This window comes from Mesorhizobium sp. WSM3868, from assembly GCF_002294785.1.
GTDB lineage: Bacteria > Pseudomonadota > Alphaproteobacteria > Rhizobiales > Rhizobiaceae > Mesorhizobium.
Genome location: NZ_NSGB01000022.1, coordinates 61,796 through 83,754, shown reverse-complemented (window position 1 = coordinate 83,754; position 21,959 = coordinate 61,796). Strand labels below are relative to the sequence as shown.

19 protein-coding genes are annotated in these 21,959 nt (G+C 64.9%); 9 read left to right on the top strand and 10 right to left on the bottom strand.

Annotation, left to right across the window (positions count from 1 at the left end; genetic code table 11):
- Nucleotides 1-185: 185 nt before the first annotated feature.
- Together CK221_RS26440 and CK221_RS26435 are read right to left on the bottom strand one after the other, a co-directional pair.
- Nucleotides 186-1,562: an MFS transporter gene (locus CK221_RS26440; protein WP_095779848.1), complete on the bottom strand. Its 1,377-nt coding sequence runs from the start codon at nt 1,560-1,562 to the stop codon at nt 186-188.
- A gap of 253 nt (nt 1,563-1,815) precedes the next feature.
- Nucleotides 1,816-6,612, bottom strand: a complete 4,797-nt coding sequence (locus CK221_RS26435; RefSeq protein WP_095779838.1) for an NAD-glutamate dehydrogenase — start codon at nt 6,610-6,612, stop codon at nt 1,816-1,818.
- 125 nt (nt 6,613-6,737) lie between these two features.
- Here CK221_RS26435 and CK221_RS26430 point away from each other — a divergent pair, with 125 nt between their 5' ends.
- The 3 genes from CK221_RS26430 to CK221_RS26420 all read left to right on the top strand — a co-directional run bounded on the left by CK221_RS26430 (nt 6,738) and on the right by CK221_RS26420 (nt 8,828).
- Nucleotides 6,738-7,301, top strand: a complete 564-nt coding sequence (locus CK221_RS26430; protein WP_095779837.1) for a peroxidase-related enzyme — start codon at nt 6,738-6,740, stop codon at nt 7,299-7,301.
- A 219-nt stretch (nt 7,302-7,520) separates the two neighbouring features.
- Nucleotides 7,521-7,844 carry a YciI family protein gene (locus CK221_RS26425; protein ID WP_067324996.1) on the top strand — a complete coding sequence of 108 codons (324 nt, stop codon included), beginning with the start codon at nt 7,521-7,523 and terminating at the stop codon, nt 7,842-7,844.
- Nucleotides 7,845-8,201: 357 nt separating this feature from the next.
- On the top strand, nt 8,202-8,828 hold the full coding sequence (locus CK221_RS26420) for a DUF1062 domain-containing protein (RefSeq protein WP_095779836.1): 627 nt from the start codon (nt 8,202-8,204) through the stop codon (nt 8,826-8,828).
- Nucleotides 8,829-8,883: 55 nt separating this feature from the next.
- Here CK221_RS26420 and typA read toward each other — a convergent pair whose 3' ends face one another.
- Nucleotides 8,884-10,713, bottom strand: coding sequence for a translational GTPase TypA (gene typA / locus CK221_RS26415; RefSeq protein ID WP_067001463.1), 1,830 nt, complete (start codon nt 10,711-10,713; stop codon nt 8,884-8,886).
- Between the two features lie 194 nt (nt 10,714-10,907).
- Between typA and CK221_RS26410 the strand changes: the two genes are divergently transcribed.
- Nucleotides 10,908-11,192 (top strand): hypothetical protein, encoded by a 285-nt coding sequence (locus tag CK221_RS26410; RefSeq protein ID WP_245430752.1) that lies wholly within the window; start codon nt 10,908-10,910, stop codon nt 11,190-11,192.
- Between the two features lie 98 nt (nt 11,193-11,290).
- Here CK221_RS26410 and CK221_RS26405 read toward each other — a convergent pair whose 3' ends face one another.
- Together CK221_RS26405 and CK221_RS26400 are read right to left on the bottom strand one after the other, a co-directional pair.
- Nucleotides 11,291-12,865, bottom strand: coding sequence for an alkaline phosphatase (locus CK221_RS26405; protein WP_095779835.1), 1,575 nt, complete (start codon nt 12,863-12,865; stop codon nt 11,291-11,293).
- A gap of 136 nt (nt 12,866-13,001) precedes the next feature.
- Nucleotides 13,002-14,285 (bottom strand): MFS transporter, encoded by a 1,284-nt coding sequence (locus tag CK221_RS26400; protein WP_067324923.1) that lies wholly within the window; start codon nt 14,283-14,285, stop codon nt 13,002-13,004.
- A 78-nt stretch (nt 14,286-14,363) separates the two neighbouring features.
- On the opposite strand from CK221_RS26400, the gene CK221_RS26395 reads away from it, so the two are divergent.
- Complete coding sequence (locus CK221_RS26395; RefSeq protein ID WP_095779834.1) at nt 14,364-14,978, top strand: TetR/AcrR family transcriptional regulator; 615 nt, start codon at nt 14,364-14,366, stop codon at nt 14,976-14,978.
- Nucleotides 14,979-15,182: 204 nt separating this feature from the next.
- Nucleotides 15,183-15,773 carry a hypothetical protein gene (locus CK221_RS26390; RefSeq protein WP_095779833.1) on the top strand — a complete coding sequence of 197 codons (591 nt, stop codon included), beginning with the start codon at nt 15,183-15,185 and terminating at the stop codon, nt 15,771-15,773.
- A gap of 283 nt (nt 15,774-16,056) precedes the next feature.
- On the opposite strand, the gene ppa is transcribed toward CK221_RS26390, so the two are convergent.
- The 5 genes from ppa to CK221_RS26360 all read right to left on the bottom strand — a co-directional run bounded on the left by ppa (nt 16,057) and on the right by CK221_RS26360 (nt 19,781).
- Nucleotides 16,057-16,590 carry an inorganic diphosphatase gene (gene ppa / locus CK221_RS26385; RefSeq protein WP_067001447.1) on the bottom strand — a complete coding sequence of 178 codons (534 nt, stop codon included), beginning with the start codon at nt 16,588-16,590 and terminating at the stop codon, nt 16,057-16,059.
- A 216-nt stretch (nt 16,591-16,806) separates the two neighbouring features.
- Nucleotides 16,807-17,313 carry a GNAT family N-acetyltransferase gene (locus tag CK221_RS26380; protein WP_067001444.1) on the bottom strand — a complete coding sequence of 169 codons (507 nt, stop codon included), beginning with the start codon at nt 17,311-17,313 and terminating at the stop codon, nt 16,807-16,809.
- Nucleotides 17,314-17,463: 150 nt separating this feature from the next.
- The gene (locus CK221_RS26375; protein WP_095779832.1) at nt 17,464-18,102 is read right to left on the bottom strand and encodes a TPM domain-containing protein; all 639 of its coding nucleotides are present in this window, start codon (nt 18,100-18,102) and stop codon (nt 17,464-17,466) included.
- Nucleotides 18,103-18,108: 6 nt separating this feature from the next.
- On the bottom strand, nt 18,109-18,981 hold the full coding sequence (locus CK221_RS26370; protein WP_095779847.1) for a YgcG family protein: 873 nt from the start codon (nt 18,979-18,981) through the stop codon (nt 18,109-18,111).
- 155 nt (nt 18,982-19,136) lie between these two features.
- Nucleotides 19,137-19,781 carry a LemA family protein gene (locus CK221_RS26360; RefSeq protein WP_095779831.1) on the bottom strand — a complete coding sequence of 215 codons (645 nt, stop codon included), beginning with the start codon at nt 19,779-19,781 and terminating at the stop codon, nt 19,137-19,139.
- 155 nt (nt 19,782-19,936) lie between these two features.
- Here CK221_RS26360 and CK221_RS26355 point away from each other — a divergent pair, with 155 nt between their 5' ends.
- The 3 genes from CK221_RS26355 to CK221_RS26345 are packed head-to-tail and all read left to right on the top strand — an operon-like array spanning nt 19,937 to nt 21,849.
- A complete protein-coding gene (locus tag CK221_RS26355) occupies nt 19,937-20,188 on the top strand; it encodes a hypothetical protein (protein WP_067001435.1) in 252 nt (83 codons plus the stop codon).
- A 12-nt stretch (nt 20,189-20,200) separates the two neighbouring features.
- On the top strand, nt 20,201-21,085 hold the full coding sequence (gene pdxY, locus CK221_RS26350) for a pyridoxal kinase PdxY (protein WP_095779830.1): 885 nt from the start codon (nt 20,201-20,203) through the stop codon (nt 21,083-21,085).
- On the top strand, nt 21,082-21,849 hold the full coding sequence (locus CK221_RS26345) for a DUF429 domain-containing protein (protein WP_095779829.1): 768 nt from the start codon (nt 21,082-21,084) through the stop codon (nt 21,847-21,849). Before pdxY ends, CK221_RS26345 begins: the two co-directional genes overlap by 4 nt.
- The last annotated feature ends 110 nt before the right edge of the window (nt 21,850-21,959 follow it).

Here is a 21,959-nt window from a genome sequence, read left to right as displayed (position 1 = left end):
CCGCGGAGCCCGCGCCGCGCCGGCCCGGGCCGGGGGCCCCGGGGGGGGGGCGGATTGGGCGGCCGCCCCCCCCGGGGGGGGGGGGGGGGGGCGCCCCCCGGCCCCCCCCCGGGGGCGGGGTGATGGCGCCGACCCCACCCCGCTCCGCTTCGCGGATCGACCCTCCCCACAAGGGGGAGGGTAAATCACTCCACCGGCTTGTCCGCCGGATATGGCGTCCTGACCAGGATTGCCATGCCGAGGCCGAGGAACAGCGCGATCACCGCCATGCCGAGCCGTGCCGAGCCGCTGGCCAGCGTGATCGTCGACACCAGGAACGGCGCCAGGAAGCTCGTTGCCCTGCCGGCCAGCGCGTAGATGCCGAAATAGCGGCCGGACTCGGCGGCCGTGACGCTGCGCGCCATGTAGGAGCGCGAGGAGGCCTGCACCGGCCCGAAGGCGAGCCCGATCAGCAGGCCGTAGAGGATGTAGGCCTTTTCGGCCGCGGTGCCGAAGAGGCCGCCGGAATCGGTGGTGGGCAGTTGTATTAGGCCGAGCAGCGTGAAGCCTGGCCCGGTCGACACGACGCCGATCGTAGCCAGCAAAAGCAGCATCAGCGCAAACATCACCACGGCCTTCGAACCGAGCGCGGTGTCGAGGCGCGCGGCGATCCAGCAGCCGAAGATCGCGACGACGTTGAGGATGATGCCGAACATGCCGATCTCGGTGATCGACCAGTTGAACATGCCGGCGGCAAAGGTGCCGCCGAGCGCCAGGAGCGCGTTGACGCCGTCCTGATAGATCATGCGGGCGACGAGGAAGCGGAAGATGCCGACGCGCTTGCGCACCTCGAAGAGCGTGGACTTCAATTCCGACAGGCCCTCCCGCACCGCCGGGCCCATTGAAAGCCCCTTGATGGCGTCCGGCGTGAAGATGAACATCGGCAGGATGAACAGGAAGTACCATCCGGCCGACATCGGCCCGGTGAAGCGCGCGTCCTCGCCGAGCTTAGGATCGAGCCCGAACAGCGGGTCGAGGCCGATGATCGTCTTGCCGGTTTCCAGATTGCCGGCCAGGAACAGCACCACGAAGATCAAGGCCACCATGCCGCCGAGATAGCCGAGTCCCCAGGCGATGTTGGAGATCTTGCCGATGTCCTCCTTGGGTACCAGGCGCGGCATCATGGAATCGTTGAAGACGGTGGAGAATTCCGCGGCCACAGAGGCGAGCGAGAAGAGCAGCACGATCAGGAACAGGCTGGAGCCGGGCGCGGCGAACCAAAGCAGCGTAAGGCTGATGATCTTGACCGCCGCGAAGGAGGCGATCCATGGCTTGCGCGGCCCGGTCTGGTCGGCAATCGAGCCGAGCACCGGCGAAAGCACCGCGATGACGAGACCCGCGGCAGCGATGCCGTAACCCCAGGCCGCCTGCCCGGTTGTGGGGTCGCTCGCCATGCGCGAGACGAAGTATGGCCCGAAGATGAAGGTGGTGACGACGGTGAAGAAGGGTTGCGCCGCCCAGTCGAAGAACATCCAGCCCCAAATGCCGCGCCCCGTTGCCCGCTGCACTGCTACTTCGGCCATGTCCCCTCCGGCATCGTCCGCTCCGCCCGCGACCCGCGCATGTCTGCATGTTTTCGGGCGGCGATGCAAATGAACAAGCACGGCGCCGCCGCTCATTGGCTTGCGCGTTTCCACTCCGCGTCAGCGGGAAAAAGAGCGCCGGCCGCGACCTCTTCCTTCTGGGGAAGTCGCACCTCAGGTCCGCATGGGGGGTCGGCGCTGCCTCCCGCCCCGCTGCTTCGCAGCGACCCTCCCCGCAAGGGGGAGGGTAAACCTACATGCCCGTCAGGTCGCTCATCAGGCCGGACGCCACCGACAGCCGAGACACGGTGATGTCGCCGCCTTCGGTCAGCGCCTGCAGCCGCTCGCGGATGCGCCCGACCTGCTCGCCGCCGGCTTCCAGCCAGGCCGCCACCGGATCCGCCGCCTTGCCGTGGCCGGTAAGCGCCGCCACCGCGATGCCGCGCCTTGCGGCGCCGATCGTGTCGGTCGCGCGCGACAGCGCCAGCTGGTCGTAATAGTCCGGCGGCATGATCGAGCGCGCGGCCTCCTCGACGCGTGGAATGCGAAAAGCGTCGCTGACGGCGAAGAAGGCCCTGGCGGCGCTGACGATATCGGCATTGGCCGTGCGTGCGGTGAGCGCGATGTCCGGGATCAGGTCGCTCACCTCGGCCAGCGCCAGCTTTTCGGCAAGTTTGTCGGGCGCGCCGCCCTCAGTCAGGTCGTGCCGCCGCGCCTCGATCCGCTCGCGCGAGAAGGCCGGCAGCAGCGAGATGAGCTTTGACTCCAAAGCCTTGCGCGCTTCCTGCAAGTCGGCGATGCGCTGGCCGAGCGGCGCCGAGGAGAGGTCGTTCTTCAGGTACCAGCCGCTGGTCATGAAGATGAGCCGGCTGACTGCCTGGTAGAGATCGAGCTGCGTCTGGCCGTCGATCTGGTTGTCGAGGGCATCGATCTCCTTGTAGAGCCAAGGCAGCGCGAAACCGTCGCGCACCAGGGCGAAAGTGCGCACGACGGCGCCCGCGGTGCGGCCCGTCGCTTCCTGCAGCCGGTTGACGAAGGACGGCCCACCGCGGTTGACGAGATCGTTGGCGACGACGCGCGCGATGATCTCGCGCCGCAGCCGGTGGGCACGGATCTCGCCGGCGAATTTCTTCGCCATCCGCTCCGGGAAATAGCCCATCAGATCGCGGTCGAAATGCGGATCGTCCGGCACGTCGCTGGCGACGATGTCGGAGAAGAGCACGATCTTGGCATAGGCAAGCAGCACGCCGAGCTCGGCCCTGGTCAACGGCTCGCCGCGAGCCTCGCGCTCGGCAAGCGCCGCCGGCGAAGGCAGCGTCTCGACGGCGCGGTCGAGCAGGCCGCGCGCTTCGAGCGCCGTCATGAAGCGCGCCTGGTGCGCGATGTCGGCCAGTCCGCGCTTGCGCGCCAGCGACAGCGCCAGCGTCTGCTGGTAGTTGTTGGAAAGCACCAGCGTGCTCACCTCGTCGGTCATCTCGGCAAGCAGCTTGTTGCGCGCCGGCCGCGCCAGCGAGCCTTTGCGCATGGCCGACGCCAGCGCGATCTTGATGTTGACCTCGACGTCCGAGCAGTTGACGCCGCCCGAATTGTCAATGGCGTCGGAATTGCAGCGGCCGCCCTTCATGCCGAACTCGATTCGCGCCCGCTGTGTGACGCCGAGATTGGCGCCCTCGCCGATGACCTTGGCGCGCACGTCGAGCGCGGTGACGCGGATGGCGTCGTTGGCGCGGTCGCCGACATCGGCATTGGTCTCGCCGGAGCCCCGGACATAGGTGCCGATGCCGCCGAACCACAAAAGATCGACGGGCGCCTTGAGGATGGCGTTCATGATCTCGACCGGCGTTGCCGTGGACTTGGCGAGGCCTATCGCGGCGGCCGCCGCCTGCGGCAGCGTTATCGACTTCAGGCTGCGCGAGACGATGACGCCGCCTTCCGACAGCTTTGACTTGTCATAGTCCTGCCACGATGAGCGCGGCAGCCCGAACATGCGCTGGCGCTCGGCCAGCGAGGCCGCCATGTCCGGGTCGGGGTCGATGAAGATGTCGCGGTGGTCGAAGGCGGCGATCAGCTTGGTTGCCGGTGACAGGAGCATGCCGTTGCCAAACACGTCGCCCGAGATGTCGCCGACGCCGACGACCGTGAAGGGCTCGGTCTGGATGTCGCGGTTCATCTCGCGGAAATGCCGCTTCACCGCTTCCCAGGCGCCCTTGGCGGTGATGCCCATCTTCTTGTGGTCGTAGCCGGCCGAGCCGCCGCTGGCGAAGGCGTCGTCCAGCCAGAAATTGTGCGTCTCGGAAATGGCGTTGGCCGTATCGGAGAAGGTCGCCGTGCCCTTGTCGGCGGCAACGACGAAATAGGGATCGTCCTGGTCGCGCCGCACCACGCCGGCCGGCGGAATGATGCCGTCGACACCGATATTGTCGGTGATCGAAAGCAGGCTGGAGACGAAATTCTTGTAGGCCAAAGTGCCGGCCTCGAAGATGGCGTCGCGGCCGGCGCTCATCGGCAGTTTCTTCGGATAGAAGCCGCCCTTCGCGCCGACCGGCACGATGACCGCGTTCTTGACCTGCTGCGCCTTGACCAGACCCAGTACCTCGGTGCGGTAGTCCTGGGAGCGGTCAGACCAGCGCAGGCCGCCGCGCGCCACCGGGCCGAAGCGCAGGTGCACGCCCTCGACCTCCGAGCCGTAGACGAAGATCTCGCGCCAGGGCCGCGGCGCCGGCAGTCCGTCGACCGCCTGCGAATCCAGCTTGATCGCCAGCGACTGTCCTTTGTCTTTCGTATCGGTAACGAAATGATTGGTGCGCAGCGAGGCTTCGATCAGGTTGAGGTAACGACGGATGATGGTGTCGTCGTCGATGTTGGGCACCTCTTCCAGCGCGTCCTTGATCTTGGCCTTGAGGTGCTTGGCGGCGACCACGCCCTCGGTCTCGGCCGTCGGGCCAAGGCGGGCAACGAACAGCTGATGCAGGCCGCGCGCGATCTCCGGATAGCGGTTGAGCGCGGCGGCGATGAAATCCTGGCTCTGCGGGATACCGGCCTGCTGCAAATAGCGGCCGTAGGCGCGCAGGATCGTGATTTCGCCCGACCAGAGACCCGCGGTCTGGGCAAGGCCGTTATAGCCGTCATTGTCGACGTCGCCGCGCCAGACCGACAGGAAGGCATCCTCGAACAGCGCGCCGTCGCCGAGGTCGATCGGCTTGCCGTAGCTGTTCTCCAGCTCCATGTCGTGGATGAACACCATGCCGGAGGCTTCGTCGCCGACCTCGAAGGTGCGCTCGCTGATGACGCGGAAGCCGATATTCTCCAGCACCGGCACGCGCCGCGACAGCGCCACCGGACTGCCGTGGTGATAGATCTTCAGCGCCGCCTGGTGCGGCTTCTGGTCGGCATGGCGGTAATAGTCGATGGCGATCGGATTGGCCGCATCGATCCTGGCGATGCGACCTGCGTCGGCCAGCGCCACGGCCGGCGAGAACGAATCGCGATAGCTTTCCGAAAAGCGCGAGGCAATGGCCGTGAGCGTTGCATCCGCGCCGGATTCCGACACTGCTTCGCGCAGCGCATCGTCCCAGGTGCGCACGATGTCGCGGATCGCTGCCTCGATCGTTGTCGGCTCGACCTTGGGCGTCTTGCCGCCGGAGCGGCCGATGATGAAATGCACGCGCGCCAGCCCGCCTTCCGGGAAGGCCGGATAATATGCCGACAGCCGGCCCTGAAATACTGTCCTCAAGTAGGTGCCGATCTTCTCGCGCACGACGCTGTCGTAGCGGTCGCGCGGCACGAAGACGAGAATCGAGACGAAGCGGTCGAACTGGTCGACCCGCACCAGCGCCCTGACGCGCGGCCGTTCGATCAGCCCGAGGATGGCTTCGGCGTGCTTCCTGAGGATCGGCACCGGAACTTGAAACAGCTCGTCGCGCGGATAGCTCTCCAGCACATTGATCAGCGCCTTGCCGGAATGGTCATGTGGATTGAAGCCGGACTTGGCGATGACCGTCTCGGCCTTCGAGCGCAGATAGGGGATCTTCATCACCGAACGCGTGTAGGCGGTCGAGGTGAACAGGCCGACGATGCGCAGCTCGCCTGAAAGCACGCCCTTGGCGGTGTAGGTTTTGACGCCGATATAGTCGAGATAGATGCGCCGGTGCACCAGGGACTTGGCATTGGCCTTGGTGACGATCAGCGGTTCCGGCCCATGCAGGAAGGCGCGGATCTCCGGCGTTGTCGACACCGCCTCGGTGCCGCGCCTGAGAACCAGGACGTCGGGATCCGCGAGGATGCCGAGGCCGGGTTTGTCGGCGCGCTCCAGCATGCCGCTCTTCTCGCCGCCGGTGTAGTTGAACTCGCGCATGCCAAGGAAGGTGAAATTGTCGTCTCGCAGCCATTCGAGGAAGGCGATCGCCTCGGTGACATGCGCCTTGTCGAGCGGCACCGGCGCGTAGCGGAATTCCGAGATGGCCTGATCGAGCCGGGCAAGCATCGGCTTCCAATCGGCGACGGCGGCGCGCACCTGGTCCAGCAGCTTCTTCAGGCGGCCGGCCAGGGCTTCGGCCTGATCCGCCGAAAGGCGGCCGATATGGACGTGGACGACGCTCAGCCGGTCATGGCTGGTTTCGCCCTTGACGGAGCCGCCGTCACCGAGGATCTCCTCGATGCCGCTCTTGCCGTGCCGGACGACGATGACGGGATGGGTGACCAAAAGCGGCTCGCCGGCGGTCTCGGTGATCTCGCCGAGGATGGAATCGAACAGGAACGGCATGTTGTCGTTGACGACGGTGATGACCGTCATCGGCCGGCCCTGGCGCGTCACGCCGGAATCCACGTCTATGGCAATGATGCAATCGCCCTTTCTGTGCCTGGCGACCGCCCGGCCGGCGAGATCGGCGGCGCGTTCGAGGTCGGCGACGTCATAGGCGGCGATGTCTTCGGCCGGCGTGCGGGCGAGGAGATAGTCGGCGAGCCTGCCGGGCTTTTCGCCTGCCCTTGCCGCGCCTCCTTTTGCCGTGCTGGTCTTTTTCGGCTGGCTTGCGGTTTTCAGGCTGGCCATGATGTGAAGTCCCTCCCGTCACATGCTTTTGGGTCTATGGTAGCAGATGAGCGCTATTTGGCGACAAAGGTTTGACGACGCTTTAAGAAAATCGAACCGACGCTCACCCTGCGAGGAGAACGGATATGACCGACAGGATTACGGCGCTCGACCTGGCCCGGGCGGAGCTGAGCGAAGCGACGAAGGCTTATTTCGCCAAATGCGAGGAAAAGCTCGGCCTCGTGCCCAACGTGCTTCTGGCCTACGCCTTCGACGAGAAGAAGCTGCGCGCCTTCACCGACATGTACAACGAGCTGATGCTGGGCGAGTCCGGCCTGTCGAAGCTGGAGCGCGAGATGATCGCGGTCGCCGTTTCCTCGATCAACCAGTGCTACTACTGCCTGACCGCGCATGGCGCGGCGGTGCGCCAGCTTTCCGGTGAGCCCGCTCTTGGCGAGATGATGGTGATGAATTTCCGCGCCGCCGGCTTGCCCGAAAGGGAGACGGCGATGCTGGAATTCGCGGTCAAGCTGACGGAGGAGCCGGCCAAGATCGTCGACGGCGACCGCGCCGCGTTGCGACAGGTGGGCTTCAGTGATCGCGACATCTGGGACATCGCCTCGACTGCCGCCTTCTTCAACATGTCGAACCGGGTGGCCGCTGCGGTCGACATGCGACCGAACCCCGAATACCACGCCATGGCAAGGTGAGGCTCACCGGCCTCACATTAGCAACGTCGAATTTCTCGTTGCCCGCCCCGCCGTTTGGGTCGATGATCAACGATTGCGGCTAGCCCGCATATCGATGATTGCGGCTAGCCCGCATTTCAACGATTGCGGCGTAGCCGCATATCGGATTGCGGCGTAGCCGCATACCGCCAGGCGGCGCTGCCGCATACCGGCTCGACGCTGCCGAAAAGGGAGGAGAACATGGCGAAATTTCTCTATGTCTATCACGGCTCCGGCAAGATGCCGACCGAGGAGGCCGAGCGCAAAGCCGCGATGGATGCGTGGACCGGCTGGTACGACAAGCTGGGTTCGGCCGTGATCGACGGCGGCAATCCTGTCGGCATGTCGAGAACGGTGCTGCCCGGCGGCGCGGTCGAGAACAATGGCGGCAGCAATCCAACCGCCGGCTACACGATCGTCGAAGCGAAGGATATCGACGATGCCGTCGCCAAGGCCAGGGATTGTCCGATCCTGATGAACCCGGCCTTCAGCGTCGAGGTCGCGCCGATCATCGAGATGATGTAGCGCCAAAGCGCCTGAAGGTCGTCAGAGTGAAACACGGCGGGCGGCATACTCTTGCCCGCCCGCCGTCGCACGGCTAGAAGAGCCGATCCTTTCCCGATTTCGAGTTTCACTTTGCCTCAGTAACCGCCGGTCTCGTCTACTCCCGAAAGCACCGCAGGCGCGCTTTGGCGGCGCCTGCATCATTTCATGTGTTCTCAGGCGGCGGCTCGAGACCGGTTTGGCATTGCTGAGCCGCCGTCGCGCAATTGCGCGGGCGCCTGATTTCCAACCAATACAGCCTTTCGCCACACCGTGCCCGCATGGGCATCTCGGACATTGCCGCGCTGACGGACTTCCCGACGGGAAGGGCCTATCGGCATGTCTCGAACTTTGCGCATTCGCTGGGTGATCGCGCCCGCGGTCGCGCCTCGACCTCTCATCAACTGCAATCGCTGCGGCGGCGTCAAACCTTATCAATGCAGCGGAAAGTTCCGCGTCAACGCCAACGGCAAGCGCATCGATGCCTGGCTGATCTATCGTTGCACCGACTGCGACAATTCCTGGAACCGCACCATTTTTGAGCGATGCAACCGTCGCGACATCGCACCGGCGCTGCTGGCTGCACTGGAGCGCAACGATCCGACGCTGGTCCGACACTATGGCTTCGATGCCGTGGCGCTCAGAAATTGGGTCGGGCGGATCGAAGAATCTCCCGAAGTCACGGTGCGAAAGGAGCCGCTGGATGGCAGGCCGGAAGGCGCGACGGCGCTTTGGCTTGAGCTTCGGCTCGATGCCGCAACGCCCTTGCGGCTTGACCGCTTGCTCGCCGGCGAGCTCGGCATCTCCCGGTCGAGGCTGCAGGCCTGGGAGGCGCGGCGGTTGCTCGCCATCGAACCGTGCGGCGCCAAAGCCCTGCGCAGGCCGGTGCGCGACGGCATGGTGGTACGCGTCGACGTCTCCGGCGAGAGCGGCCGTGACGCTGTCGTTTCGGCCGCATGTGCATGAAGTGAAAAGAGAGGGAGCGCTGCTCCTCCCTTGAGTAACTGCCTGGGCTAAAACCCTACGCCGCGCCCATCACCTTGGCCGACTTCTCGAAGCGCTTGCGCTCGTTCGGGTCGAGATAGAGCTTCCTGAGCCGAATGGTCTTCGGCGTCACCTCGACCAGCTCGTCGTCCTGGATCCAGGCCAGCGCGCGTTCCAGCGTCATGCGGACCGGCGGCGTCAGCTTCACCGCCTCGTCCTTGCCGGCGGCGCGGATGTTGGTGAGCTTCTTGCCCTTCAGCACGTTCACTTCTAGGTCGTTGTCGCGGGAATGGATGCCGATGATCATGCCCTGGTAGACCTTGACGCCCGGATCGATGATCATCGGGCCGCGGTCCTCCAGGTTCCACATCGCATAGGCGACCGACTCACCCTGTTCGTTGGAGATCAGCACGCCATTGGTGCGGCCGGGCAGCTCGCCCTTGTACGGCTCATAGGCATGAAACAGCCGGTTCATCACGGCGGTGCCGCGCGTGTCGGTCAACAGTTCCGATTGGTAGCCGATCAGGCCGCGGGTCGGCGCGTGGAAGACAAGGCGCTGGCGGTTGCCGCCGGAGGGGCGCAGCTCGACCATCTCGGCCTTTCGTTCCGACATCTTCTGCACGACCACGCCGGCGTGCTCCTCGTCGACGTCGATGACGACTTCCTCGACCGGCTCCAGCAACTGGCCGTCATCGCCCTTCTGCATGACGACCCGCGGGCGGGACACGGCGATCTCGAAGCCTTCGCGGCGCATCGTCTCGATCAGCACGGCAAGCTGCAACTCGCCGCGACCGGAGACGAAGAAGGAATCCTTCTCCGGCGATTCCTCGATCTTGAGCGCCACATTGCCTTCGGCCTCGCGCAGCAACCGGTCGCGGATGACGCGGCTGGTCACCTTGTCGCCCTCGGTGCCGGCAAGCGGACTGTCGTTGACGAGGAAGGACATGGTCACCGTCGGCGGGTCGATAGGCTGCGCATGCAGCGGCTCGCTCACGCTCGGATCGCAGAAGGTGTCGGCGACGGTGCCCTTCGACAGGCCGGCGATGGCGACGATGTCGCCCGCCTGGGCTTCCTCGATCGGCTGGCGCTCGAGCCCGCGGAAGGCGAGGATTTTCGAGATTCGTCCGGTCTCGATCTGCGTGCCGTCATGGTGCAGCACCTTGACCGCCTGGTTGGGCTTCAGCGAACCGGACTCGATGCGGCCGGTGATGATGCGGCCGAGGAACGGATTGGCTTCGAGGATCGTACCGATCATGCGGAACGGACCGGGATGCACCGTCGGCGCGGGCACATGCTTGACGACGAGATCGAACAGCGGCGCAAGGCCCTGGTCTTTCGGGCCTTCAGGATTTTCCGAGACCCAGCCGTCGCGGCCCGAGCCGTAGAGGATCGGGAAGTCGAGCTGTTCGTCGGTCGCATCGAGCGCTGCGAACAGGTCGAACACCTCGTTGACCACCTCGATGTGACGGGCGTCCGGCCGGTCGATCTTGTTGATGACGACGATCGGCCGCAGACCTACCTTCAGCGCCTTGCCGACGACGAACTTGGTCTGCGGCATCGGCCCTTCGGCGGCGTCGACGAGCACGATCGCCGAATCCACCATCGACAGGATGCGCTCGACCTCGCCGCCGAAGTCGGCGTGTCCGGGCGTGTCGACGATATTGATGCGGGTGCCCTTCCAATCGACCGAGGTCGCCTTGGCCAGGATGGTGATGCCGCGTTCTTTTTCGAGGTCGTTGGAGTCCATGGCGCGCTCGGCGACGCGCTGGTTTTCGCGGAAGGCGCCGGACTGTTTCAGGAGTTGGTCGACGAGCGTGGTTTTTCCATGGTCGACATGCGCGATGATCGCGATATTGCGGAGGTTCATTGTCTGGTCTCGGGAGCGTTGCAGGCAGCAGGCCCGAAAGCGCCGCCTTTTTCGGTTGGGCGGCTCATACAAGGTTTTTCGCAATTGCGAAAGGGGAGGCCCCGCCCCAAATAAATGGTCACTGATTCTTAAACGTCTTGGTGTGAAATGATTCTGTTAACCAAGGCGGAACCTTTGAGGGGCCGGGCAATTTCATGTTCATGACCGATCAGATGTCCAGATTGCGTCCGGTTTTCGCGGGGGCAGCGCTTGGCGTGCTTGTTGCGGCTGGCGCCGCACAGTCGGCGGCTGCCCTGAGAGAAGCTGACCCCTCGCCCCCTGATGCCAAAACCGCGCAGCAGATGTTTGCCGACGCCCCGGACGGGGTCGACCCGATCGTCACCGGCCCGGTCAGCGCCGCATTCAAGCAGCGCCAGAAGGCAGCCAACTGCGACACCGCCGTCTGGCCGAACATTCCCGCGACCTGCTATCCGGATTAAGATTGCGACGGCTATCTGACAAAGGTAGCACTCCGGCACACCCTCCTCTGCCGTGACGGACAGTCCGGCAGGACAGAGAGGGTTGCCTGGCGCCGACCCTAAGCCGACCGCACCGGATCGAGCGTGACCTTGTAGAGATCGTTGTCGTCGCGATCCATCAGCCGCACCGTTAGCTGCTCGGTGGCGCCGGAAATGTCGACCAGGCCGAAGAACTGCAGGCCCGCTGATGGCGGCAGGTTCTGGCCCTGCTCGGCGCTCGGCGCCTTGATGAACTTCAGCTCGGGCCCGAAGGTCATGTCGAGATCGTTGGGACCGAAGGTGCCGGCGTGGATCGGGCCGGAGACGAATTCCCAGAACGGGTTGAAATCCTGGAACTGCGCCTTGTCCGGATTGTAGTAATGCGCCGCCGTGTAGTGGACGTCGGCGGTCAGCCACACCGTGTTGGTGATGCCGGCGTTCTTGATGTAGCGCAGCAGGTCGGCGAATTCGAGCTCGCGGCCCTTCGGCGTGCCATTGTCGCCGTTGCTGACCGCCTCGGCGCCGGCCTTTTTGGCCGCGTCGTTCCAGACGACGAGGCCGAGCGGCATGTCGGCGGCGATGATCTTCCAGGTCGCCTTGGAATTCGCCAGTTCGCGCTTCAGCCACTGCGTCTGCTGCTCGCCGAGCATGCGCGACTTTGGCGTCAGCGTGTCCTCCATGTCAGGGCCGTTCGGGCCGCGATAGGAGCGCATGTCGAGGAAGAACACGTCGAGCAGCGGCCCGTGGGCAATCTTGCGATAGACGCGTCCCGGCTCCGAAGGTTCATAGCGGATGGTCGTCATCTCATGGAAGGCGCGCGCCGCGCGGGCCGCCAGCACATGGATGGATTTTTCCGTGTAGCGGTTGTCGGTCGTCAGGTCCTTCGAATCCGACCAGTTGTTCACCACCTCGTGGTCGTCCCACTGGTAGAAGGTCGGGCAGATGGCGCTAAGCTCGAGCACGTGCTTGTCCATCATGTTGTACTTCCACTGGTCGCGATACTCGTCCAGCGTTTCGGCAACCTTGCGCTTGCCGTCGATCATGACGACGTTCTTCCACTTGCCGCCGCCGGGCAGGTCGACCTCGTCCTTCATGGCGCCGTCGGCATAGATCGTGTCGCCGGAATGGAGGAAGAAGTCAGGCGTATGTTTGGCGATGGTGGAGTAGGTCTTCATGCCGGTCTCGTCGATGCCCCAGCCCTGGCCGGCGGTGTCGCCCGACCACGCGAAGCGCACGTCGCGCTTCGACGCCGGCGCGGTGCGGAAACGGCCGACGATCGGCTCGGAGACGGCGTTGATGTCGGAAAGATCCGCGGCCGTCATCCGGTAGAAAATGTCCTGGTCGGCGGCGAGGTCGGTGAGCAGTCGCTTCACCGTATAGTCGCTGGCGGGCGAGGTATCGAGCGGCGCCAGCCTGACGGCGTCGGCGAAGCTTTCGGTGGTCGACACTTCGTACATCACGCGCGCCGGCCGGTCGGTGCGGGTCCAGACCATGCCGGAGGTGGCGTCGACATCGCCGGACTGGACGCCGTGGGTGAAGGCCGGGCGCTGATTGGCGCGCGAATAGTAAGGCAGCGCGAGACCGGAGGCGCCGACTAGGCCAAGGGCGCTGGCCGAGGTGACGAAAGCGCGGCGGGTTAACGAGAGCTTGTTCATGGCTGTCTCCGGATGGCGTTGAACGGGACCGCCAACCTCCGGCCTCAATGTTTCAGGCGCATATCGGAACCATGAAGTTTTTATAACAGGTCACAACTCTTCCCTTCTCCCCTTGCGGGAGAAGGGAAGTCGCGCTTTAGGCCGCCTGCGGCTCCGGCTCAAACGCCGGCTTGCTCGTGTTGATCAAGAGCGAAATACAGGCCGCGGCTATGCCGGTCATGCCGGCGATCAGGAAGGCAAGCTCGTAATTGCCCTGCAATTCGCGCATCGTGCCGCCGAAGGCCGCCGCCGCCGCGGCGCCCACCTGGTGGCCGGCGACGATCCAGCCGAACACGATCGGCCCGCTGCGGTCGCCGAAAGCTTCGTTGGCGAGCCTGAGCGTCGGCGGCACGGTGGCGATCCAGTCTAGCCCATAGAGCACGGCGAAGATGATCAGGCTGACGGCCGAGAACCCGGAATAGGGCAGATAGATCAGCGACAGGCCGCGCACGGCATAATAGACGCCAAGCAGCTTGCGCGGATCGAAACGGTCGGTGAGCCAGCCGGACAGCGTCGTGCCGATCAGGTCGAAGATGCCCATCATCGACAACAGCCCGGCTGCCTGCACCTCGCCGATGCCCATGTCGCCGCAAAAGGCGATGAGGTGCGTGCCGACGAGTCCGTTTGTGGTGAAACCGCAGACGAAGAATGTGGCGAACAGGTACCAGAACACCCTGGTTCCCGCGGCACGGCGCAACGTGTTCAGCGTATGCGCCAGGAAATTGCCTTGCGCGGCCGGCGACACCGGCGGCACGTCGTCGGCATCGGCGCCATAACGCACCTGGCCGATGGAAGCCGGGCGCTCCGGCACCAGCAGAAAGACCAGCGGCACGAGAGCCGCCGTGGCAATGGCGATGGCAACGGCGACCGGCTTCCAACCTCCCGACTGAGCCAGCGAGGCGAGCAGCGGCAGGAACACCAGCAGGCCGGTCGCGCTCGAGGCGGACATCAGCCCCATCACCAGGCCGCGATTGGTCTTGAACCAGCGATTGACGATGGTGGCGCCGAGCACGGTCGCGACCGCGCCCGAGCCGATGCCCGAAAATACCCCCCATGTGATCAGCAGATGCCACGGCTTGGTCATCAGCAGGCTGAGCGCTGTGGAACCCGACATGATCAGCAGCGCGGCAAGCAGCGTGCGGCGTAGCCCGATCCGCTCCATCAACGCCGCGGCAAACGGCCCGGTGAGGCCATAGAGGAAGATGCCGACAGCGGCGGCAAGCGAGACGACATCGCGCCGCCAGCCGAAGCTCTCTTCCAGCGGCAGCATCATGACCGCCGGCGCGGAACGAAGCCCGGCGGCGATCAGCAGGCAGAAGAAGATGACTGCGACGACGACGAAGGCGTAGCGCTGGCCAAAGGGACGGGAATGAGCTATCATGTTACTGACCGGTACGTTGCAATGGAGCGGCGCCATTCATACGTACCGGTCAGTAACATTGTCAAGCGAGTTTGTTGAATGCCATCGGACAATAAAATTGAAGCGTCGATCAGCGGAGCCGGCACGGCGGCGCCGAAGGCTGCCGACAAGATCCTCGACGTGGCGCGCGACTTGTTCTATCGCGAAGGCATCCGGGCGATCGGCGTCGATGAGATCGTCAGGCGGGCCGGCGTCACCAAGCCCAGCCTGTACCGGACCTTCCCGTCCAAGGACGAACTCGCCGCCTCCTATCTGCGCAAGTACGACCTCGAATTCTGGCAGCGGTTCGACGAGGCCGTGGACGCGCATCCTGGCAATCCGCGCGCGCAGATCATCGCTTTCCTCACCCGCGTCGGCAAACGCACGCAGAGGCCGGACTATCGCGGCTGCGGCATGACCAATGCGGCGGTCGAATATCCCGAGCACGGCCATCCCGCGCGGGTGGTGAGCGAGAACAACAAGCAGGAATTGCGCCGGCGCCTGCGCGCCATGGCGGCCGCGATGGGTGCGAGTGATTCCGACACGCTGGGCGATGGGCTGCTGCTGCTGATCGAGGGCGCCTATATCAGCGGCCAATTGTTCGGCCTCGGTGGACCGGCGGCTTCGGTCGCCCGTAACGCCGATCTGCTGATTGAAGCGAGCTTGAAGAACTAATGGCCCGCTGCTTCGGCGCTTTTCCTGCAACGCCGGCTGTTGGCGAAACCATCGAGGAGAGCGCCCCTCTCTCCATCGCTATACGGGGAGATGATGCCGACAGGCAGGTGAGGGGCAGCACCGGCCTCCCTTCGCGCCAACCCAGCTTCCCTAGGCTCACGCGCGTTTTAACGCTACGCTGAAGCGCCAAACGGAGGTCTTCGGATGCGCGCCTGGCTTGCTCTTACTGCCTTTGCTATCCTTGGTGGCTCGGCCCATGCGGGCGACATTTCCAGCGCCTATACCGACCTCGACTGGAAGAAGGACTGCGTGACCTACGCGCAATCGGAAGAAGGCGACGGCGACTGGGCGAACCTCGCCTGCGCGGGCTATCGCGGCTATCCGGTGCTGATCGGCTATGACGACGCGCGCGAGTCCGTCTACTACGGTTTTCCCTCCGACGACATGACCGCCATCTGGGAGAGTTTCTCCGGGTTCAACACCGCTGGCCCGAAGGTCGAGTGGCGCATCGAAACCAATGGCGACAAGGCGGTGCCCTTCGCCGTCATTCATCGGCGCGAGATCAGCAATCCCGAAAACGAAAACAAGCCGACCGAGGTGCTGGTCGTCGCCAAGGTCGCGCAGCCGGAGGAGCATGAGGGCTGCACAATCGGCCTCGTGCTCGCCACCGGCAATCCTCAGGCCAACGATCAGGCGCGCAAGCTCGCCGATCAAAGGGCGAAGGGTTTTGCTTGCGGCAAGGACAAGCGCGAGGTGATCGGCAACGTGCCGGACTTTGGGCGAGTAGATAACTAGAAATTAGAGGGTGTTCGACGAGTGCGAGACGGCGAAGGTTGCGCATTCGTCATCCTTGGGCGGAGCAAGGAGCGAAGCGACGCGGCGCAGACCCAAGGATCCATGCCGTTACATCAAGGCGTTGCCACGGTGCAGTAATTCCGTTCCGTAACGATCTTTCGCGCGACCTCACGGCATGGATCCCAGGGTCTCCGCGACGGAGCTGCGCTCCTGCTTCGCCCTGGGATGACGACGTTGAGGGCTTCGCCCAAGCCCCATCGCCCAGGCGTTGGCTGCCGCTTACCTACTTGACCGCCTTCGCCCGTTCGATCGCCTCGACGATCATCTTCTTGGCATAGTTGGAATCGTGCCAGCCCTCGATCTTGACCCATTTGCCGGGCTCGAGATCCTTGTAGTGCTCGAAGAAGTGCTGCACCTGCTGGCGGGTGATTTCCGGCAGGTGCGTGTATTCGGTGACATTCTCGTAGCGCAGCGTCAGCTTCGGCGAGGGAACCGCGATCACCTTCTCGTCCTGGCCGGCATTGTCTTCCATGATCAAGACGCCGATCGGCCGCACATTGATGACGCAGCCCGGCACCAGCGCGCGCGTGTTGCAGACGAGCACGTCGATCGGGTCGCCGTCGCCGGAGAGAGTGTGCGGCACGAAGCCGTAATTGCCGGGATAGCGCATCGAGGTGTGCAGGAAGCGGTCGACGAACAGCGTGCCGGCCTCCTTGTCCATCTCGTACTTGATCGGCTCGCCGCCGATCGGCACCTCGATGATGACGTTGATGTCCTCTGGCGGATTCTTCCCCGTTGGTACGGCTTCGATGCGCATGCTCAAATCCCTCTCTCGATTTGTGAGATCGATAGCGGGCGGCGCTTCATGGTGCAATGCGGCGAATAGCACTGGACGCTAATGGAAGCGCACAGTTTGTGATGGATTGTAACCCAATGCATGTCGCCCAAGACTGCGCAGCGGTTTTGGGCGAACGATATGTATCAAACGAAGACTTGAAGCACGTCACCGCAAACGCGTTTTAAGTGGCGGCCATCATTCCCAGACGAAGGCAACCTTCTTCAGCGCCTTCTGCTCGAAGACCTCGACGCCTTCGGCGACGTCGCGGCCGCCATTGCCGGCATAAAAGGCCAGCGCATTGTAATTGTCTTCCAGCGCCCACACCACCAGGCCTCTGAGGCCGTGGTCGGCAAGGCGCGTCCGCGCCGCCTTGAACAGCCTGCTGCCGAGGCCGATGCCCTGATATTCCGGACGCAGGTAAAGCTCGTAGATCTCGCCTTGCTGCCTGAGCTCGCGGGCGCGGTTCCTGCCGATCGTGGCATAGCCGGCGATCGTGCCCCCGATCTCGACCACCAGCACGGTAGCTGCCTTGCGAATTGCGTTCGCCCACCAATCGGGGCCGCGGCGATTGATCATGGCCGTCAGCGTGCGATGCGGGATGATGCCGGAATAGGCGCCGCGCCATGCCTCCTGGTGCACGTCCGCGATAGCTGTTGCATCGCGAGGGTCGGCTTTCCGGATGTCGATCGTCAGCGTGTTCATGATTTGTTAATCATAAACCCGCTTGGCCCGACTGCAAAGAGTCCCGCGCTGTCGCGCCCGCGCTTTCTCACAAACGAGCATGGCGGCATCGGAGGCGCCGAAAACCAGCCCTCACCCGGCCCCGGCAGAGCAGATTTTCAGCCAGTTCCGTCAGATCTCGACGAGATGGTCATCCAATTCATTGGTGTCGCCGGCGGTAACCGGGAAATGCTCGGCCAGCACCGCGCCGACCGATTCGATCGCCTTGGCGAAGCCGTCGGGGAGTCGGTCGTCGCCCGCGTGCTGCGTCAGGTCCCGCACCACGCCATCCCAGACATGCTGGCCGACCTTAGCATCGATGCCGCTGTCGGCAACGACCTCGGCATAGCGCTCGGCGATGGAGACGAAGATCAGCACGCCCGTCCTCGCCTGGGTGCGGTGGACGTTGCGGGCGAGAAATTGCTTCATCGCATTGGCATGCGCCGCCTGGTAGCGCAGCCGTTTCGGCACGAGGTGAATTCGCAAGCCGGGCAGCGCCCAGAGGAGCGCAAGCATGCAGCCAAACGCCAGAAGCTGAGCAAGCACGAAATGCGGCAAACGGATGGTCAGCCACAAGGCTTCCAGCCCGTAGGCCACTGCGAGGCTGACGACAATCGTGGCGAGCGCCGCCGCGAACGCGGCCGGAAAGAAATAGCCGTCGCTGGACCCCGCCACGACGCAGTATATCTCGCCGTCGGTCCTTGCTTCCGCGGCACGGATGGCCTCGGCGATGCGGTCATGGTCCTCGGGGCTGATCGGTCGCGTTGCCATGGTTTCTCACCAGCTTCCAGAGGAGCCGCCGCCGCCCGACGAACCGCCGCCGCCGGAAAACCCGCCACCGCCGCCACCGGAGGACCAGCCTCGACCGCCCGAGGACCAGCCTCCGCCACCGGACGACCATCCGCCGGAGGATCGCCGGCTGGGCTCGAAGGTCATGCCGAGCCAGCGGTAACGGCCGGGCCCGATCTTCTGGCCGAAGATCGGCGGCAGCACCGTCAGCGCGATGCCGCCGAAGAAGATCAGCGCCCAGATGGTGATGAAGATGGCGAAGAACAGGTCGTCGGAGTTGAACGGCGCCTGCTCGTTGCGCTTGCCGCGCGCCTCCAGCTCCTCCGGATTGCCCTCCAGCACCATGATGATGTCGTCGACGGCCTTGCTGATGCCGCCGGAGAAGTCCCCGGCGCGGAAGGCCGGCACCATGTCGTTCTCGATGATCAGCTTGGTGTGCAGGTCGGTCAGCGTGCCTTCCAGCCCGTAGCCGACCTCGATGCGCATCTTGCGATCGTTCGGCGCAACCAGGAGAAGAACACCATTGTTCTCTTTGGCCTGGCCAAGCTTCCAGAAGCGGAACAGCCGGTTGGCGTAGGGCTCGATCTCCTCGCCGCCGAGACTGGAGATTGTCGCGACGACGATCTGGTCGGAGCCTTTTGTCTCGAAATCGGCCAGCTTCTGCGTCAGCGCCGCGCGCGTGCCGGCATCGATAATGCCGGCATTGTCGACCACACGGCCGGTGAGCGGGGGCAGGTCGGCGGCAAGGGCGGCGATGGGGAAGAGGAGGCAGAAAAGAACGCCAAGGAAGCTGAGGTAAGCGTTCCTTCGCGCCCCCCTCTGTCCTGCCGGACATCTCCCCCACTTGGGGGGAGATTGGATATCGCGTCCACCCTCGCCACTCTCCAACGTTGGAAGCGGAGATACAGCGGTCGAGCTGCCAATCTCCCCCCTTGCGGGGGAGATGTCCGGCAGGACAGAGGGGGGCGCGAAGGAACGCAAGGCCTGCAAGCTCGATTAAATTTCAGTCGCGCCGCTCACCCGCCCTGCTTGGTGCTCGTGCCGAAATCCACTTTCGGCACCTGCATCTTGTCTTCCTCGACGGTGAAGTTCGCAAACGGCTCATTGCCGCGGAACCAGAATGTCGCCCACAGCACCGACGGGAAGGTCCTCAGCGTCAGATTGTACTCCCTGACCGCCTGGATGTAGTCGCGACGCGCCACCGCGATGCGGTTCTCGGTGCCCTCGAGCTGCGCCTGCAGCGCGAGGAAATTCTGGTTGGCCTTGAGGTCGGGATAGTTTTCCGAGACCGCGATCAACCGCGACAGCGCGCCCGTCAGCCCGGCCTGGGCATCCTGGAATCTTTTGAGGGCTTCCGGATCCTTCAGCGTCTCCGGCGTCACCGTGATCTGCGTCGCCTTGGCGCGCGCCTGGACCACCGCGTCGAGCGTGTCCTTCTCGTGCGAGGCGTAGCCCTTCACCGTCTCGACCAGGTTGGGGATCAGGTCGGCGCGGCGCTGATACTGATTGAGCACCTCGCTCCAGGCTGCCCTGGCATTCTCCTCCGCCGTCGGGATGGTGTTGTAGCCGCAGCCGGCAAGCAGCGGCAGCACGAAGGCCATCATCAGCAAGGCCGGCAAATTGCGGAAAGCGGAGGGTAGAAGAAGGCGCTCGGCGAACATGATTGGTCCCCTCGACAGAAGTTGTGATGCGAAGCATTACCACAATCCGTGCGCAAGAAAATGACCCGGTGATGACGCAGCCTTGGTCCGGCCGCTCGCCCCCTGTGAATACGCGATCGAACAGGCTAAGCTCCGGGCCGGAAAGGACATTTGCCATGGCCGAGCGCCGGGACGACGAGAATGAATCGCGCCGCATCCTTGAGCGCGTGGCGCGCGAAACGACGCCGGGCGGCGCTTCCTTCGTCGCCCGCACCGCGAAGGACGCACGCGACCACGTGACCGCGGCCGATGCCGACCGCTCCGATCCGATCGAAGTTTGGGGCACCCGCATTGGCCGAACGCTCGGCCTCATCATCGCCATTGGGCTGTTGGTCTGGCTGGTGTATGCCGCCACGCAGGGTGGCTAGGAACCGAATTTCATGATTGCTGAAAAAACCGACGCGCCGCGCGCGGTCATCGTCATCTCCAGCCATGTCGCCCGCGGCTCGGTCGGCAACCGCGCCGCGGTGTTCGCGCTGGAGACGCTGGGGTTTCCGGTCTGGGCGGTGCCGACCGTGATCCTACCCTGGCACCCAGGCCACAGCCGCGCCACCCGCATCGTGCCGCCGCTCGATCAGTTCAAGGCGCTGATGGCCGACCTCGAGCGCGCGCCGTGGCTGGGCGAGGTAAGCGCGGTGCTCTCGGGCTATCTCGGTGAGGCCGGCCAGGCGGAGGCCGTCGCTTCGCTGGTTGCGGCCGTCAAGGCGAGGACGCCGGATGCCCTTTATGTCTGCGACCCGGTGATGGGCGATTCGGGTGGCCTTTATGTGCCGGAGCCGACGGCCGTCGCGCTGCGCGACAGGCTGATGCCGATAGCCGACATCGCCACGCCCAACCGCTACGAGCTCGAATGGATGGCCGGCGCGCCGCTGCCCGACATCAAATCGGTGACGGCGGCCGCCCTGCACGCCGGTCCCTCCACCATGCTGGTCACCTCGGCACCCTCGATGATGGCGGGCGGCACCGGTAACTTCCTCCTCGACGACCGACAGGCGCTGCTTGCCGAGCACCGCCTGATCGAGAAGCCGCCGAACGGGTTGGGCGACCTGACGGCCGCAGTCTATCTCGCCCGCATCCTTTCCGGCCAGCCGGCGGCGAAGGCGCTGCAGTCGACCACGGCCGCCGTCTACGAGATCCTGGCGCGCACGGCGAAACGCGGCGGCGACGAGCTGCAGCTCGAGACGGACGCGCAGAGCCTGTCGCATCCGATGGCCATGGTGCAGCTTCGCCATCTCCTTCACCCCGGGCGGGACAAGCGGGCGTGACGCCAGGCGGCGGCGTGCTGGCCGGCGTCGACGGCTGCAAGGCCGGCTGGATCGCCGTCCATCGCGAACCTGGCGCGCCGCCATCGGCATCGGTCTTCGCGACTTTCGAGGCTCTGCTACACGCCCTGCCCGACGCCACGATCGCCGTCGACATGCCGATCGGCCTGCCTGATTTTTCCAGCCGCGGCGGTCGCGGGCCGGAGGCGCTGGTGCGGCCGCTGCTCGGAGCACGGCAGTCGAGCGTCTTTGCCATACCATCGCGCGCAGCGCTCTACGCCGATACCGGCAACTTCACCACGGTCGAAGGCTGGTATGCCGCGCACCGGCGGGCAAGCGAGGCGGCGATGACGACTTCCAATCCGCCGCGCGGCGTTTCCATCCAGGCCTTCGGCATTTTTTCGAAGATCCGCGAGATCGATCAGCTGTTGATCGCGCGACCGGATTTGCGCGGCCGCATCTTCGAATCGCACCCGGAAGTCGCCTTCTGCCGGCTAAACGACGGCACCGCGATGATCCTGCCCAAGAAGATCAAGGGCGCTATCAACCCGGCCGGCATGGAGGAGCGCAAGGCGCTGCTTTGCCGGCAAGGCTATGACAAGACCTTCCTCGACCAGGCGCCGCCGAAGGGTGCCGCCGGCGACGACTTCCTCGACGCGGCCGCCATGATGTTGATCGCCGGCCGCATCGCCAGCGGCGAGGCGCGGCCCTCGCCCGATCCGCCGCTGACCGACCGCTTCGGCATTCAGGTCGCCATCTGGGCATGACCGGTCGGAGCGGCCGGCATGCGTTTGCGACGCCGCCATCCGCAATTCGGCATTGCCCGCGACCGGCTTTTGCCGCTAGAGGCTTTTTCGATCGCAACGAGCTGCCGCCC

What these genes read in the sequence shown, in the direction of transcription:
- CK221_RS26440 (WP_095779848.1), bottom strand. Translation starts at nt 1,562, where the DNA reads ATGGCCGAAGTAGCAGTGCAGCGGGCAACGGGGCGCGGCATTTGGGGC.
- CK221_RS26435 (WP_095779838.1), bottom strand. Translation starts at nt 6,612, where the DNA reads ATGGCCAGCCTGAAAACCGCAAGCCAGCCGAAAAAGACCAGCACGGCA.
- CK221_RS26430 (WP_095779837.1), top strand. Translation starts at nt 6,738, where the DNA reads ATGACCGACAGGATTACGGCGCTCGACCTGGCCCGGGCGGAGCTGAGC.
- CK221_RS26425 (WP_067324996.1), top strand. Translation starts at nt 7,521, where the DNA reads ATGGCGAAATTTCTCTATGTCTATCACGGCTCCGGCAAGATGCCGACC.
- CK221_RS26420 (WP_095779836.1), top strand. Translation starts at nt 8,202, where the DNA reads ATGTCTCGAACTTTGCGCATTCGCTGGGTGATCGCGCCCGCGGTCGCG.
- typA (WP_067001463.1), bottom strand. Translation starts at nt 10,713, where the DNA reads ATGAACCTCCGCAATATCGCGATCATCGCGCATGTCGACCATGGAAAA.
- CK221_RS26410 (WP_245430752.1), top strand. Translation starts at nt 10,908, where the DNA reads ATGTTCATGACCGATCAGATGTCCAGATTGCGTCCGGTTTTCGCGGGG.
- CK221_RS26405 (WP_095779835.1), bottom strand. Translation starts at nt 12,865, where the DNA reads ATGAACAAGCTCTCGTTAACCCGCCGCGCTTTCGTCACCTCGGCCAGC.
- CK221_RS26400 (WP_067324923.1), bottom strand. Translation starts at nt 14,285, where the DNA reads ATGATAGCTCATTCCCGTCCCTTTGGCCAGCGCTACGCCTTCGTCGTC.
- CK221_RS26395 (WP_095779834.1), top strand. Translation starts at nt 14,364, where the DNA reads ATGCCATCGGACAATAAAATTGAAGCGTCGATCAGCGGAGCCGGCACG.
- CK221_RS26390 (WP_095779833.1), top strand. Translation starts at nt 15,183, where the DNA reads ATGCGCGCCTGGCTTGCTCTTACTGCCTTTGCTATCCTTGGTGGCTCG.
- ppa (WP_067001447.1), bottom strand. Translation starts at nt 16,590, where the DNA reads ATGCGCATCGAAGCCGTACCAACGGGGAAGAATCCGCCAGAGGACATC.
- CK221_RS26380 (WP_067001444.1), bottom strand. Translation starts at nt 17,313, where the DNA reads ATGAACACGCTGACGATCGACATCCGGAAAGCCGACCCTCGCGATGCA.
- CK221_RS26375 (WP_095779832.1), bottom strand. Translation starts at nt 18,102, where the DNA reads ATGGCAACGCGACCGATCAGCCCCGAGGACCATGACCGCATCGCCGAG.
- CK221_RS26360 (WP_095779831.1), bottom strand. Translation starts at nt 19,781, where the DNA reads ATGTTCGCCGAGCGCCTTCTTCTACCCTCCGCTTTCCGCAATTTGCCG.
- CK221_RS26355 (WP_067001435.1), top strand. Translation starts at nt 19,937, where the DNA reads ATGGCCGAGCGCCGGGACGACGAGAATGAATCGCGCCGCATCCTTGAG.
- pdxY (WP_095779830.1), top strand. Translation starts at nt 20,201, where the DNA reads ATGATTGCTGAAAAAACCGACGCGCCGCGCGCGGTCATCGTCATCTCC.